Consider the following 15,619-nt stretch of genomic DNA (forward strand, 5'->3'; position numbering starts at 1 on the left):
GGGGCGGCATTATAGAGATGAAATAAGATGCGTCAACCGCTAATTTGATATTTATTCATTTTTTTTAAAATCGTTAAATAAAGCATCAAAAATAGATTATTTTACATACAGAATGCATTTAGTATGTAAATTCTACAAATAATGATGTAATTTACACACTCTTTTAAATTTTGATAAACACTAAAATAATTTTCGAGGTTTTCGATGTCCAACCCAATTATGAAGCAAGCAGTTGTTACTATTGTTCTTGCTTTAATTTCTTTTTTTGTACTTCCTGCTCTTTCCGTTCAATTAGAAGCAAATGTAGCTATCAGTTTAGGTATCATTGTTGGCGGTACAATTGCTATGTTATTAAGCCCAAGTTCAGCAAACGATTCTGGTGATTCGACTGAAGCTGTAGAGACTAAAACACTATATGTTGGTAATTTACCATATAGAGCTAATGAAGCTGCAGTAAAGGAATTATTTGAAAAATACGGTACTGTTACTTCTGTTCGTTTAATGCGTGATAGAAATACAGGTAAGCGTAAAGGCTTCGGCTTTGTTGAAATTTCAGCGAATGCCATTGTAAAAGCAGTGGAAGAGTTAAATGATTCTGAATTCCAACAAAGAACACTTAAAGTAAGAGAAGCAAAAGATAAAGTAGCTAAAGATACGGCTCAAGTTTCTGAAAGCTAGTACATAAAGTAGCCGCTATTTGCGGCTACTCTTTGTTAATCAAGCCTTAAAATTCCATTTCCGCACCAAACATCCATTCCACACCTCTATTTGGCACACCATTATTTAATTGGTTACTCAAAGAAGGCGTTCTATATTTTTCATTAAATAAGTTTTTAGCTTTGAAAAACAAATCTAATTTCTGAGTGTAAGAATAACTTATCTTGGTATTCACAATAGTATAACTAGCTAATCTTTTCGTATCTGTTGTTACCGAATCACTATTAGATAAAGAAGTGTTACGGCGATTCAGTCCTATATCTATTTTTTCAACTGGCGTTTCTTTTGCAGATTGATGATTTATGGATAAGTTAAAATTCCAAGCATCTTGTTCGTAATTTACTATCCCAAATAAAGTATTTTTAGACTCTCGATATTGATCATTTGGTGAACTAAACAAATGAGTTGCACCAAGCTTTATTGAAAGGTTTTCTTTCGCAGCCCAAGTAGATTCGAATTCAAGCCCGCTAGTTTTTTGCTTATCAGATAAATTGATTAGCTGAACTCTCCCTTCTTGAAGAGGGGTTACTATGGCGTCATCAATAGAGTGTTTGAAATAAGTTGTTGTGAAATTAAACTCATCACTATTAAACAACCAAATTACATCGTATGACACGATCGTTTCTGGGTTTAAATTTGGGTTACTTTCAATACTTGGGTTATTTAATAAATTCAATTCATTAAACTGCGGTGCTCTGTATGCTTCACCAAAATTAAACTTAACCGTATTAGTTTCAGAGATATGGCTAACAACACTAAACCTAGGACTTAAGTTATTCCCTATATCACTGTATGAGTCATATCTTAAACCAAAGGTCAATTCAGTGCTGTCTGAAATTTTATACTGTGTTTGTAAAAAGCCTGCAGAAATATCTCTGCGGCTCGGTGCAACAAATGGTGTATTTTTATTAAATTCACCACCGAAATAAGTAATAGGGGGCGTTCCACCGGCAAGTAAAAAGCCAAAATAATCATAATTAGCTAACGATTCTGTTTTAAGTAATTTGCTCTTTCTATATTCCAAACCAAAACTTAAATCTAAATTAGGATTGACTGTATAGAAATGATTAAACCTTAAACCAACAGCACGCTCTTCGATAGGGGTAATACCTTTTAGAGCTTCATTTGATTGTGGAATGCTAAATAAAGAAAATGTATTTTCAGGTGTAACCTGAGAGAATAATTTAGCCTTACTGACGCGATAATCCAACATTAACTCACTGTAAAAGTCTTCACTCCAGCTTAGTTTATGTTTTAAATTAGAAATTAAGGCAGATGTTTCAGTATGGTTATAACCTTTACTGATATGGCCTTGAACATAAAAATCATCTGAACTTTGATTAGTATAAAATACGTTCAAATTCGTATTTTTATAGCCTGCATTAATAATGATATCTTTATGTGATTTAGGATCAGAAAGATTCATTTTCATATTAGGTGTAAAAGTATCCATCTCATCTAGATAGATATCACCTTTATCATCCCCTATAGCAAAAGTTGCTTGTAAGGTAAAATCATCCAGTTCGAACCCTGCTGACGCTGAAAACTCTCTAGAATCTAAATTACCTGTCGCTAAATAAATTGAAGGCGATAAATTAGTTTTAGTAATTATGTTAATTACACCTAAAAAGGCATTTGAACCATAAATAGCGGAACCCGATCCTTTTATAACTTCAATCTTATCGACAAAAGATAAAGGAATCATAGGGACAGTGTAATCATTACTGCCTGAATACTCGCTGTTGACTCTCTGACCATTTAACAAAATGAGAACTTCACTTCCACCCGAACCACTGGTTCGACCTCGAAACGAAACCTTGTTAAAACGGCTGTCTCTTTCACCTTGAGTACTCTGGACTCCAGTCACAAAATTTAATAACTCATCTAGGGTATCTAAACCCAAACGCTTAATATCTTTATTAGAAAATACAGCCACACTAGATGGAACACTAAGTATAGTTTCATCAGTTAATGTTGCACTTGCGACATTAAGTTGCATTAATTGCTCAATCGGCATTAGGAAAATGTCATCGACAGCAAATGATGACGCGGAAGAAAACGCGGCCACAGAAAGCAAGAGAGAGTTGATGTGTTTTAATCTATTTTGATTCATTTAATTTCACAATCGATTATATCGATGTCTATACTACTAAATTAGATATCCAAGTATTGAATAAAAGTGTCCCTAAAATCAATATAGAAAATACTGATTTTGTTACAATTTGACAAAAAATATAAATAATTCTCAACAAAACTGACTAATGGTTAATTATTGCTTTTGTTTTGTACATCTATCTTGTTTAAGTAATCTTGCTTAATGATTTCTAAAGCCGCTAATACTTCGTGCTCTGGAACCTTATTTTCTTCTAATAATGCAATAATATCTACGGCTAATTTAACTGCATAAGGTGCTTTTTCTAATGTCATATTAGTTTGTTAAATTTCTATTATCCCTGGCATCCAAGAATTTGATAGAGCTTCTAATTGCACTATCAACATTCAATTCCATCTGCAAACGTTCTGCTTGAGGTAAATAAAAAGCCATATCGACCTCATAACGGATATATCTGGGTGGCAATTGGTTTAAAACCAAGCAACATAAATCAGCTAGATAGTCTGGTTCTGTTGTGTCTTCTGTAATATCCATAGTGGCAAGTTTATCTACGACTAATTTTTCATAATAATTATGCACGTCATCATGTAACTTCATTCACTTCTCCTATAAATTTGGTTACGTCTACAGAATAGCTATAAACCCAAACTATCGCTAGAATTTTCATCAAACAAGTTAAAAATCTTAACCTAAAGCCTGACTCAGATCAGAAATCAGATCATCTATATCTTCAATCCCAACTGATAATCTAATCATAGTCTCACTAATTCCCATAGATTGGCGCCTTTCTAATCCCATTTCATGGTAAATCGTCGGTGCAACAGGAATAACTAAACTGCGATTATCACCTAAATGTGTCGAACACAGCATCACATTTAGTTTATTGATAAAATCTAATGGCTCCAACGCCTCAGATAAATCAAAGCTCATGATAGCTCCGAAATATTTAAACATGTTTTTTGCAAGAAGATGCTGCGGATGACTTTCAAGGCCAGGGTAGTAAACTTTTTTAACTTTTGGGTGCTGCTCAAGAAACTCAGCTAGCTTCATCGCATTTGAGCAACTTCTATCCATTCTGAGCGCAAGCGTCTCCGAGCCAACCGATAAATGATGGATAGATTCAGAGCTAATACTTGCGCCAATATCTCGTAAGCCTTTCTTTTTAATTTGAGTTAATCCCCAATTTTTAACCTGAGCAGATTGATAAGCAGGGTAGATATTGGGAAACAAACACCAATCGAATAGGCCGGTATCAATAACAGCACCACCTAAAGCATTGCCATGACCGCCAAAGTACTTAGTTAACGAGGTGATAATTAAATGCGCGCCATGCGCTTTGGCATTAAATAAATAACTTGGCGTCATAGTGTTATCAACAATAAACAACAAGTTAAACTCATTACAAATTTTGCTGATCTCGGTAATATCAGCCACCTGAGTGACAGGATTGGCGATAGTTTCAGTAAAGACAATTCGAGTGTTTGATTTTACTTTTCCGCGCACATCATCGATGTCTGTTACATCGATAAAATCTAATTCAATACCTAATTGAGTTAAGGTTTCGGCAAAACTATTTGTGTTCCCAAACACATAACGACTAATTAAGACGTGATCTCTAGCTTTAAGTAGAGTTAGCATAGTCGTGGTTAATGCAGCCATACCAGTGGCAAAAACTAAGGCATCATGCGCCTGTTCAAGTGAAGCTAAAATATTTTGAATTGAATTCGTGCTGGGCGTTGATTGCCTAGCATAAGCATAGGCTTGACTCTTACCTTGGAAAACATCAACTAAATCTTGCGCATTCTGGTAATGAAATAATACTGACTGGTTTGTAGCTTGGTGAATGGCACCATGCTCAGGTGATTGCAGCCTTTCGGCATGTACAAGTTGTGTCGTAAAACCTTTTTCTTTCATCGTATTCATATCTATGCGACTATTTTACTATTCAGCTTGTAATTCAAATACGATTATGTCAACTCAAAAATTAAATGTATCTTGGCAAGGCAAACGCCAATTTTTAGGAACGGCAACCAATGGTCAGCAAACTTTTATGGATGGACCGCCTTCAGCAGGCGGAGAAGATAAAGGTATACGTCCAATGGAAATGGTCTTAATGGGGCTAGCCGGCTGTTCAGCGTTTGACGTTGTATCTATTCTAGAAAAGAAAAAGAAAACAATTGCTAACTGCGAGATCAATGTATCAGCGCAAAGAGCGGATGCAATTCCTGCCGTATTTGAAAAAATACATCTAGAATTTGTTATATCTGGACAAAATATTTCTGCAAAAGCAGCTCAGCAAGCCGTTGAGTTATCTGTCGACAAATACTGTTCAGTAGCTGCGATGCTAAAAGCTGGTGGAGTAGAGATTACGTACGAAATAAACACATCAGAATAAATCGAGCTGCTGAGCTTTTATTTGGGCGAGTAATTCACTTTCTTGCTGTTTAAGTTTTTTACTTTGTAATTTTTTCTTACGCATTTCACACAAGCTTATCACTTGTAATTTTTGTGTAGCAGTTAAATTAGCCCAATAATAGCGCTCTTCTCTACTTCTGAGGCACCCTTTGCAATAACCACGCGCACCTGCTTGGCATAAACCAATACAGGGGCTTTCAACTTGTTGATCAAATAACGAGGTTTGTTGCATAAAGCTTTGAATATAAGGGTAAGTTTATTTAAGTGTATACCTAAGCTTATTTAAAATACAAATTTGGGTCGTAGCTTCCTAATTAAAACAACTCAATATCATTGGCAACAACCCTATCAGTTAACAGACCGTCACGCGCTAACTGTTGATAAACACAAACTTGGTTACGACCATTTTCTTTAGCATAATAGAGTGCCTTATCTGCCCTTTCTAATAACAAAGTGGGATGTAGTTCAGAATCCAGTTTATTAACACCTATACTCACAGTGACATTGCCGACTTGAGGGAAATCAAAATTTTCAACTTTTTCCCTAAACTTATTAAAAATGACTGCAGCGCCCTCTTCATCGACACCAGTCAGCGCTACAACAAATTCTTCTCCGCCATACCTGAAGAGCAGATCACTCCGGCGAAAAGACTTTTTCATCAAATCTGAAAACAACAATAAAACTTCGTCACCATACATATGGCCATAGGTATCATTAATTTTTTTGAAATGATCTATATCCAAAATCGCAATCCAATAGCCAGAGTTTGTAGCTTGCGCTCTTAATCCCGGGTTGCGGCTTGTTTCTTTCTCGACTTTATCAATTAGATTAGCTAACTGAACATCAAAGGTTTTACGATTAAATAAGTTAGTCAGCGTATCGAGTTCACTATCTTCGATAATGCTCAAAAAATTACTATGTATTTGTAAAAAGCCTAAAATTAATTTTTCAGATGTTGGCTCTAACATTTCGCCATCAAGTATGAGTAAAGCTTTAACTTTTCCTGAAGATGTAATTGGAAAAATATGTCGATAAAAATTAGCCAAAGCAAATTTTGTCACCTCACCTTGCTGCAAATCTAAAGATAAATCTGAAGTTTGTAAAATATACTCTTCTTGATGAAATTCATACCAGTCAAATCCTTTAAGCTCATCATCTTCACCAATAACGCTAGATAAAGAAAAAACAGCTTTAGAATTTATGACCAAAGGCTTTAAAATGTAAGCCATATTGAAAGTTACAAAGTTGGATATTGTCTCTATTAAGGCTTTTTCTAATCTCGATTTATCTCTTTCTTCCGTGATTTGGATAACCGACTCTAATAAATGAGATTCGTTATTTAACATGCTGTCATAACTTAATTAGTGGACATGCATTAATTATAGAACAAAAATAGGCTTAAATGAGTACGCGGGTACAGATTCCTTCACATCACAAATATAGGTAAAATATGCTGACGATTGTCTCAACCGATTTAAATAATCCGACACACCAAAGGGCACTTATCGAGTTGTTGTCACAATATGCCTTAGATGAAATGGGTGGTGGCGAAGCTTTACCTGACTCTTGTTTGGAAAACTTAATTACAGCATTACAAACAAGGCGCGATTACTACAGCTGGCTAGCTTTCAAACAGGAGAAAGCCGTCGGGTTATTAAATAGTTTCGAAAGCTTCTCGACCTTTTATGCTAAGCCACTATTAAATATCCATGATCTAACAGTTGTACCAGATTACAGAAACCAAGGCATTGCGAAAAGCTTAATGCAGCAAGCAACAGATTTTGCTAAACAAAAAGGCTATTGCAAACTAACATTAGAAGTATTAGCTGAAAATAAACTAGCCAAAACGCTGTATCACAAGTTAGGCTATGTGCCCTATAAACTATCAGATAGTGCTGGTGCCGCAGAGTTTTGGCAAAAGCCTTTATAACCCAAATTGAGAAAATAATTATGTTAGGAATTGATACCTTTCCTGAAGACGACCAAACCAGTCAAATCTTAGCTGAGATGGCTGAATCTGGAATAGACTTAAGCCAAGAGATGAAAATTGACTTTATTGGCGCTTTCGAGTTCAAAGAAACGGCTGAAGAGGCGATAAAAATCGTCGAATCTTTAGTTATTTCAGGAAGACAATTTGAGACAGTCAAATTAGCCAAACCCGAATTTGGCGGTGGCGTTGAACTAATAGCCAGCTTAACCCTAGTACCCACACAAGAAGTAATCACTGAAATAGATGACGCTTTTACTACATGTATTGAAAACCTGAGAGGCTACTCTGATGGCTGGGGCGTCGAGTTAGAGATGTAAACAATCTTTTGAATTAGGCTTTAATCATAAAATGGAGAATATAATGCGACCTAGATTACTAACAACTATCTTAATCACTTTCGCTATGCTGGGTTTATCTGGTTGTGAAGACAAACCAAAAACAGCTGGAGAAAAACTAGACAGCTTTTTAGAGTCAAGTTCAGATGCGGCTAAAGAGGCCACAGAAAAAGCTAAACAGATGGCAAAAGAAGCTTGTGAGAAAGCCAAAGAAAAAATGGAAACAGCAGACCAAGATTGTTAATCAGCACCAAGCCAATATATCGGTAAGTAATACATTAAAGCTTGCTTACCGGCTCCTAATATTAAGATCTACTCTTTAATTCAACCAAAATAATATCGTTTTTCTAACATTAACCTCTTGAACACCTGCTCAAAATGTATGCATACGTATGCATAAAATTCACCTAAACAAAACAAATCCAACCATAAGACATTGATATAAAACAAATTAAATAATCTAGCTAAAAATATGCCCTTTTGAATACGTATGCAAAGGCATACCCTTCTAATTAATAAAACTCTAACATGCTATTAGCACAAAATATTAACATTTGTTTTATTTGTGTTGATGAAGCGCTACTTAAAATAACAAAATCAACTTAGGTAGCACTCATTTTGTTAATGACAATTGGGAGCACCTATGTCGAGTTTTAAACCAAATACACTAACACTTGCATTCCTTGCAGCAGGATTGACTTCATTCAACCTCTACAGTGCTGAAGCTGAAGAAAACAGCCCAGCTGCAGATGAAGAAATAGAAACCATATCTGTTACCGGCTTTCGTCGTAGTTTAATCGACTCGATTAACACTAAACGATTTTCAGACACAGTAACCGAACAAATTTCAGCCGATGATTTAGGCGCATTACCAGACGTATCAATTTCCGATGCATTGACACGTTTACCGGGTATTTCAGCCGTTAGAACCAATGGTCAATCTGGTGAGATCAATATTCGAGGCTTATCTGGTGGCTTTGTTGCGACAACGTTAAATGGCCGAGAGCAAGTATCAACTAAAGGCGAACGTAATGTTGAATTCGACCAGTATCCTTCAGAGCTTATCAGCTCAGGTGCTGTATACAAATCGCCAAAAGCGTCATTATTAGAAGGTGGTGTCGCAGGTACGGTTGAACTAAAAACAGCTAGCCCACTGTCAATAAAAGAAGATTACAAATTATCAGCTAACGCTAGGATGATGAAAAATGACCGTGCTGAAGAAGTGTACGGTGCGCCTAGTACAGGTAATAGAATCAGTGTTTCTTACCAAGGTAAATTTTTAGAAGATACGCTTGGGGTCGCGGTCGGTTTTGCTCGCTTATATCAACCAGGTGTTTCGACTCAATTTGTTGGCTTACGTTATGACGGTGAAAAAGACGTTGATAATGATTTAGATGAATTGATCGCAGAAGACAACGCCAAAGATCAAGCGACTATTGATGGCCAAGACTATGATGGCTGCCCTATCAGCTGTGAACGGCTATCAGAAGGTTTCGAACTACAACACAAAGGTGGTGAAGAAACGCGAACCGGCTATATGGCGGTTATTGAGTATGCTCCAACAGATAATTTCACGTTAAAAGCAGACTTTTTTAAATCCCGATTTAATTCAGAAGAATTTGCGCGTGGCTTCCGAGTTAAGCTAGACCCAACCACAGCAGTCACTGAGCAACTGATTCAAGACCAAGGTAAATATGTTGTAGGTGGTGTATTTAAACGAAGAAGTACAGGCAACAATACTCGAGTAGAAAGCACTAACGATAATAATAATAAAATTAATAACATAACGAGTTATGGCATCAATGCCGACTGGCAAATAAGCGATAACTTAAACTTAAATATCGACCTTTCTCATTCACAAGCCAGCAGTGATTTTAGAAATGGACTGTTATGGGCATTAGCAGCTGAAGATGCCAATGCAGACAAGCCAGTTGTCGATTCAAATGTTGAAATTTTCTATCAATTAAATGGCTTAGAATTACCGGATGTAGGCTTCAACCAAGCAGATGATTTTACTGATATTAATAAGATGATGGTCAGTAAATATGGTATCTACCCATATGTCTACAAAGACAAGCTAGATGCAGCTAAATTTGATTTTACCTACACAACAGATATCGACTTTATCTCTTCGATACAGGCTGGTGTTCGTTGGTCTGAAAGAACTTATGCTGCCGATCGCTCTGTTTACGAGTACGGCAGTGATTCAAGCTTTTTAACAACACAGCCACCACTAAAACTGACAGAAGACATGGTCACTGTGGTTGATTGGCAAGACGAGTTTGCTAACTTCCCTAGCTATTTAGCGATTGACGTAGACAAAGCACTTGCAGCTTGGTTTCCTGAAGGCACACCACAACCAGTTCAAACTTGGGGTAACGCACCAGGTGTGATCAATGATGAAGAAGACATCACCACACAATCAGACTATAGCTGGAGCATGATTCAAAGCGGCGAAGTATATGAAGATGTATTCTCAGCTTATATCATGGCGAATATAGATACAGAAGTGTTCGGTGTTCCAGTAACAGGTAACTTTGGTGTGCGAATGGTTGAAACAGACCAATACGCGACTGAATTAAAAGACGTTGATGGTAATGTAAAGTTTGGCGCTCAATACATCACAGATAATGCCGGATTAGTAAATGATCAATATGCAAATCAAATCCGTGGCATTAGTTACCGAGATTACCTACCTCAACTAAACTTGAATTTCCAACTCACAGATAACGACTACATTCGGTTTGCAGCAGCAGACGTTATGTCGCGCCCACCAATTAATCGTTTGTCTGCACAAACCTCGTACAATATTAATCTAACAAATGGCCATGTTACGGGGGAAAACAAAAATAACCCTGAATTAACGCCATTTTATGCAACTCAGTACGACTTATCTTACGAGCGATATTTTGACGATGCTTCAGGTTCATTAGCCATTGCACTTTTCTACAAAAACATCGAATCGGCTGGCATTCAAGATATTGCGATTGAAAATTTTGATTTCGCTGGCAATGGTTTCCCTGTACCTGAAATTGTTTTCAATGAAGATGGTGTTCCAAAAACCACAATTAACAAAACCTATAACTTAGCCGTTAATGATGACCAAGGTGGTTATTTACGCGGTTTAGAAGTTTCTTACACTAAGATCTTCACTGACTTACCTGAATTATTCTCTGGTCTAGGGGTTAATTTAAGCTATTCATATACGGAAAGTGAAATCTCACAAATCCAAGATTTAGATGGTGACAAATTTAACACTAGCCTACCTGGCCTATCTAAAAACTTACTAAGCTCAAGCTTATTTTGGGAATACCAAGGCTTTGAAACTCGCATTAGTTTAAGACAAAGAAGTAAGTTTGTTTCGGACCAAACGGCGATCAACAGTCAACTGGTTAATTACGATGCCGAAAGTGTTGTGGATTACCAAGCTTCTTATCAATTTAACGACAACTTAAGCGTGTTATTCCAAGCAAATAACCTAACAGATGAGCCAACCAAAACCTATTTCGGCAATACAGCTAAAACCGGCACATTGCAGTATTTTGGCCGCCAATTATACCTTGGCGTGAACTATTCACTGTAATCAAGCTTAAACCGAATTTTGGAGTAAAAAATGAATACGCAAAACATAATAAAACTTGTTCCACTAGCACTCGCTGTTAGTGCAGCTTTGCTTGGTTGTAAGCCGAGTACAGATATTACAGCAGGTGACACCTTACTTACTTGTGATGTGCCTTTAGTCCCTAATCAAGCAGGTACTAGCTGCGTTGAGCCAGAGCCACTAACTTGCCCAGTACCGACAATACCTGATGCCTTAAACGAATCTTGTATCGTTGGTTACGATCCATTATTACCAGCACCCGTTTATACGCCCAAAGAAAACGAAAGTGTATTTTATTACAACCGTCCAAGCGACAAAGCTTATGAGGGCTACCGTTTACATACTTGGAATAATGATGCATGCGACTCGCTAGCAGATGAATCAATCGCTGAATCTTGGGCCAATGGCTTAAATTACTCAGGTGTCGATCCAAATTACGGCGCATACTGGATACTAAAATTAAAACCAGACTATGCTGATTGTGCTAACGTATTGGTTCATATTGGTACAGATGACGCAGGAAAAGATCTAGGCGGAGATAAAAAAATCAACCTAGTGCAAGATGATGCTCTGTTTGTCCGTATGAACTTTACCATCAGTAAAAGCTCTGATTTATATGAGTACCCGCTACTAGGATTAGGTGAAGCAGACCTTGCGATTGAAGACAGCGCGGCGCATTTACTAGATGCAAACACCCTTATTTGGGATATAGATACTTCGGCAGTTAGCCAAGTTAAAATACATCATTCACCTTATGGCATTGTTCGAGTTGATCGCTTAGGCGCTGTGACTGGTGACACGGTTGAATTTAGCCTTGGTAGCCTATCAACTGAATTAGCCGAATTGGTTCCGCATATTAATTCATGGCCAGCTTTTACCTCTAACTCAACACTTGCCGAAGCTAAATCAATCGTTAAAAACCAACTAGTCGCTGTAGCTTACGATGCAGATGACAAACCAATTAAAGCCACTTATGTACAACACGCAAAAGCTTTAGATGCGCTATTCACTCAAACAGAAAATGATGCGGATGAAGCTAAATTAGGTGTGATATACGAAAATGGCAGCATTATCAGTAAAGTTTGGGCACCAACTGCTCAAAAAGTTAGTCTCAAAGTTTATGACGAAAACAAACTAGAAACTGCCACGCATGAAATGGACTATGATGACATTACAGGTATCTGGTCTTATGAAGGCGGCAGCGAATTAGATAGACAATTCTATCGTTTCGAAGTTAAAGCATACCACCCGATTAGCAAAAAAGTACAAACAACAACAGCAACAGACCCATACTCAGTTAGCTTAGCTATGAATGGTGAATATTCTCAGTTTGTAAATTTAGACGATACAGATTTAAAACCTGCCGATTGGGATACTCACAATATACCGACAGTAGCGAATCCAGAAGATGCTGTATTACTAGAAGGTCATATTCGTGATTTCAGTATTTTAGATGACACCGTCTCTGCCGAAAATAGAGGTAAGTATCTAGCCTTTACAGAAACAGACTCGAACGCGGTTCAATACCTAAAAAGAATGGCAGACAGTGGCGTAACACATTTCCATATGTTACCTGCTAATGATATCGCTTCAATTCAAGAAAACCCTGAGTTACGAATTGATTTAGATTCAACTGTCGAAACCTTATGTGAACGCATCCCTAATTTAACCGAATGCCTTGAATTTAATGGCGCTATGACAATTCACCAAGTGCTTAAGTCATACGATGTTAAACACCAAGCGACAATGTCACAAAAATTAATCGCTTCTATCAACAATCTAGATGGCTTTAACTGGGGTTATGATCCGCATCACTTCAATGCACCTGAAGGCAGCTATGCATCTAATCCAGATGGCGTAAGCCGAATTAAAGAAATGCGAGAAATGAACAAAGCCTTGCATGATCTAGGTTATCGAGTTGTATTGGATGTTGTTTACAACCATACCGCTGAATCAGGATTAAATAACAAATCGGTTCTAGATAAGTTAGTACCTGGTTACTACCATAGATACAACCCGGTATCAGGTGAAATAGAGCGTTCTACTTGCTGCGAAAATACCGCAACAGAAAACCGCATGATGGATAAGTTCGTTGTAGATTCACTAGTACATTGGGCGCAAGTGTATAAATTTGATAGCTTCCGCTTTGATATTATGGGCCACATGCCTAAATCAACCATCTTAGATGCACGTGATGCGGTTGCAGCAATCGATCCGGACACCTACTTTTATGGTGAAGGCTGGAACTGGGGCGAAGTCGAAAACAACCGTTTATTCGTTCAAGCAGTTCAAGACAACCTAGCGGGTACGGAAATTGGTACCTTTAACGACAGACCGCGTGACTATATTCGCAGCGCTGAGTTATTTAAAACAGATGGTGATTTAGAAGCACAAGATCACATTCGCTTAGGCCTAGCGGGCACGCTAGCTGAGTTTGTATTAAAGAGCGCTCGTGATACAGATGCAAAAGGCAGTGCATTTGGCCGAGCGTCTTATGCAAAAGATCCAGCTGATATTATCAACTATATCTCTAAGCACGATAACGAAACCTTATGGGATCAACTTCAATACGGGTTAGCTTCAGATTTAAGCTTATCAGATAGAGTTAGAGCACATTCTGTTTCAGCTAGTATTCCAGTTTTAAGCCAAGGTATCCCTTTCTTCCAGTTAGGTGTTGACATGATGCGCTCAAAATCTATGGACAGAGATAGCTATAACTCAGGTGACTGGTTCAACTTCATTGATTACACAATGCAAACCAACAATTGGAACATTGGTTTACCATCTTCTGAAAAAAATGAAGCTAAATGGGACAATATTGGGACACTACTGAGCTCAATTGCGACTCCAGGTTACAACGAAATAAAACAAAGCTCAGACGTATTCGCTGAATTCTTGAAAATTCGTAACTCAAGCCCGCTATTTAAGTTAACCACAGAGCAAGACATTATCGCCCGAGTTGGTTTCCACAATATAGGTAAAAACCAAACTCAAGGCTTAATTGTAATGAGTATGGATGATGGTGCAGATTTAGCCGATTTAGATCCAAACTATGACGCGATTGTAGTGGTTATAAATGCGACCAACCAAACTCAATCTCACTCTGTATTAACAGCACAAGGTTTTGAGCTACATACTATTCAACAAAACTCAGCAGATACACTCGTGCAAGACGCTAGCTTTGTATCAAGTGACGAAGAAGGCACATTTACTGTACCTGCATTAACGACAGCTGTATTCGTTAAACCTCAGGGCGATGCGCAAGGTTCAGGTTTATCTGCGCTAGCAACTCAAGGTGCACCTGACGTTGTTCCTTACGGTGACGAAACAGTTTACTTACGTGGCGACATGAATGGTTGGAGTACAGATTCTGCCCTTAAATACATGGGCAATGGCGTATACCAAGTGGTTGTTGCTTTAACAGGTGGTCAAACATACGGCTTCAAATTTGCTGATGCCGATTGGGGTAGTCGCGGTATAAACTTTGGCGGTGCAGAAGCAGGTGACGGTATTGTTACTGCTGGTACAACTAAAGACTTATTCTCAACCAATACAAACTTAAGCTTCACACCAGATATTGATGCAAGCTATGTATTTACTTTTGACGCTTCAAGCAAAGATGCACCAACACTTAATATTGTTAATGAAGAACCTTTCGTTGGTACACCTGTATATTTACGTGGCGATATGAACGGCTGGGGTACAACTGACGAACTCATATATCAAGGTGGTCGAATTTATACCTTAGCAACAGACTTAACTGCAGGTAGCTATGGCTTTAAAATTGCCTCTTCTGATTGGTCTACCGTTGATTTAGGGGCTGCTGCTGATACAGCAATCGATTTATCTGGCGAGTTAGCACTAGCAGCAAAAGGTAGCAACATGAGCTTTACGCTAGCAGCAGATACAAGCGTGATTTTCATCTTTGATATGACAACGCTTGCCGAACCTAAACTAAGAGTATTTAAGCAAGAATTCTTCAACGGAGTTCAAGCCTATATTCGAGGTGGAATGAACGGCTGGGGAACAGCTAACCCACTTAACTATAACGGTGACGGCACATACTCAACCGATATCGACTTAGCGACAGGTGAACATGAGTTTAAAGTAGCATCAGAAGATTGGAGCACGATTGATCTAGGTGGTCTTTCTGCTGATGAAGCCGCTACTTATGTCGACACGGCTGAGAAGCTTACTTTTAAAGGTGCAAACTTAAAAGTAACCATTGAAACAGCTGGCACTTACACCTTCACCATTGTAGGTCCAGATGGCTCAGCACCAAGTTTAACTGTGACAGCAGCGGATTAAACTGCTTCATGCTTTGGCCGCGATTTGACTCTTGGGTCTGCGCGGCCTTTTTTATTCAAGATGTTTTTATTTTTATTGTGCCGTTAACAATACCTCTAAGCCAAAAGCACACTAAAAATAAACACATTCTATACCTACGT

Annotated in this window: 13 protein-coding genes; 7 read left to right on the top strand and 6 right to left on the bottom strand. The window is 37.9% G+C overall.

The features are described 5' to 3' along the window. The first annotated feature begins 204 nt into the window (after window positions 1-204). Entirely contained in the window at window positions 205-678 is a 474-nt protein-coding gene (locus XM47_RS17825; RefSeq protein ID WP_048695635.1) for an RNA recognition motif domain-containing protein, read from the top strand. Between the two features lie 46 nt (window positions 679-724). Here XM47_RS17825 and XM47_RS17830 read toward each other — a convergent pair whose 3' ends face one another. The 4 genes from XM47_RS17830 to XM47_RS17840 form a co-directional block, all read right to left on the bottom strand. Next, window positions 725-2,830, bottom strand: coding sequence for a TonB-dependent receptor plug domain-containing protein (locus tag XM47_RS17830; protein ID WP_078061959.1), 2,106 nt, complete (start codon window positions 2,828-2,830; stop codon window positions 725-727). A gap of 152 nt (window positions 2,831-2,982) precedes the next feature. Then, a complete protein-coding gene (locus XM47_RS18940; RefSeq protein ID WP_077066610.1) occupies window positions 2,983-3,144 on the bottom strand; it encodes a DUF2496 domain-containing protein in 162 nt (53 codons plus the stop codon). 1 nt (window position 3,145) lies between these two features. Then, entirely contained in the window at window positions 3,146-3,427 is a 282-nt protein-coding gene (locus XM47_RS17835; RefSeq protein ID WP_048695639.1) for a late competence development ComFB family protein, read from the bottom strand. 87 nt (window positions 3,428-3,514) lie between these two features. After that, window positions 3,515-4,753: a cystathionine gamma-synthase family protein gene (locus XM47_RS17840; RefSeq protein ID WP_342669149.1), complete on the bottom strand. Its 1,239-nt coding sequence runs from the start codon at window positions 4,751-4,753 to the stop codon at window positions 3,515-3,517. 46 nt (window positions 4,754-4,799) lie between these two features. Between XM47_RS17840 and XM47_RS17845 the strand changes: the two genes are divergently transcribed. Beyond that, entirely contained in the window at window positions 4,800-5,225 is a 426-nt protein-coding gene (locus XM47_RS17845; RefSeq protein ID WP_048695644.1) for an OsmC family protein, read from the top strand. Here the strand turns inward: XM47_RS17845 and XM47_RS17850 are convergent. After that, complete coding sequence (locus XM47_RS17850; protein ID WP_048695647.1) at window positions 5,217-5,477, bottom strand: DUF1289 domain-containing protein; 261 nt, start codon at window positions 5,475-5,477, stop codon at window positions 5,217-5,219. The genes XM47_RS17845 and XM47_RS17850 overlap by 9 nt on opposite strands. Window positions 5,478-5,559: 82 nt before the next feature. Beyond that, window positions 5,560-6,591: a GGDEF domain-containing protein gene (locus XM47_RS17855; RefSeq protein ID WP_048695649.1), complete on the bottom strand. Its 1,032-nt coding sequence runs from the start codon at window positions 6,589-6,591 to the stop codon at window positions 5,560-5,562. A 104-nt stretch (window positions 6,592-6,695) separates the two neighbouring features. Between XM47_RS17855 and XM47_RS17860 the strand changes: the two genes are divergently transcribed. The 5 genes from XM47_RS17860 to XM47_RS17880 all read left to right on the top strand — a co-directional run bounded on the left by XM47_RS17860 (window position 6,696) and on the right by XM47_RS17880 (window position 15,479). Beyond that, window positions 6,696-7,175, top strand: a complete 480-nt coding sequence (locus tag XM47_RS17860) for a GNAT family N-acetyltransferase (protein ID WP_048695651.1) — start codon at window positions 6,696-6,698, stop codon at window positions 7,173-7,175. A 20-nt stretch (window positions 7,176-7,195) separates the two neighbouring features. Beyond that, window positions 7,196-7,552 carry a ribonuclease E inhibitor RraB gene (locus XM47_RS17865; RefSeq protein WP_048695673.1) on the top strand — a complete coding sequence of 119 codons (357 nt, stop codon included), beginning with the start codon at window positions 7,196-7,198 and terminating at the stop codon, window positions 7,550-7,552. A gap of 43 nt (window positions 7,553-7,595) precedes the next feature. Next, window positions 7,596-7,814 carry a hypothetical protein gene (locus XM47_RS17870; protein ID WP_048695653.1) on the top strand — a complete coding sequence of 73 codons (219 nt, stop codon included), beginning with the start codon at window positions 7,596-7,598 and terminating at the stop codon, window positions 7,812-7,814. Between the two features lie 399 nt (window positions 7,815-8,213). Beyond that, window positions 8,214-11,153 carry a TonB-dependent receptor gene (locus tag XM47_RS17875; protein WP_053084614.1) on the top strand — a complete coding sequence of 980 codons (2,940 nt, stop codon included), beginning with the start codon at window positions 8,214-8,216 and terminating at the stop codon, window positions 11,151-11,153. Between the two features lie 30 nt (window positions 11,154-11,183). Continuing rightward, window positions 11,184-15,479 carry an alpha-1,6-glucosidase domain-containing protein gene (locus XM47_RS17880; RefSeq protein ID WP_048695656.1) on the top strand — a complete coding sequence of 1,432 codons (4,296 nt, stop codon included), beginning with the start codon at window positions 11,184-11,186 and terminating at the stop codon, window positions 15,477-15,479. Window positions 15,480-15,619 lie beyond the last annotated feature (140 nt).

This window comes from Catenovulum maritimum, assembly GCF_001050375.1.
In the GTDB taxonomy this organism is placed as follows: Bacteria; Pseudomonadota; Gammaproteobacteria; order Enterobacterales; family Alteromonadaceae; genus Catenovulum; species Catenovulum maritimum.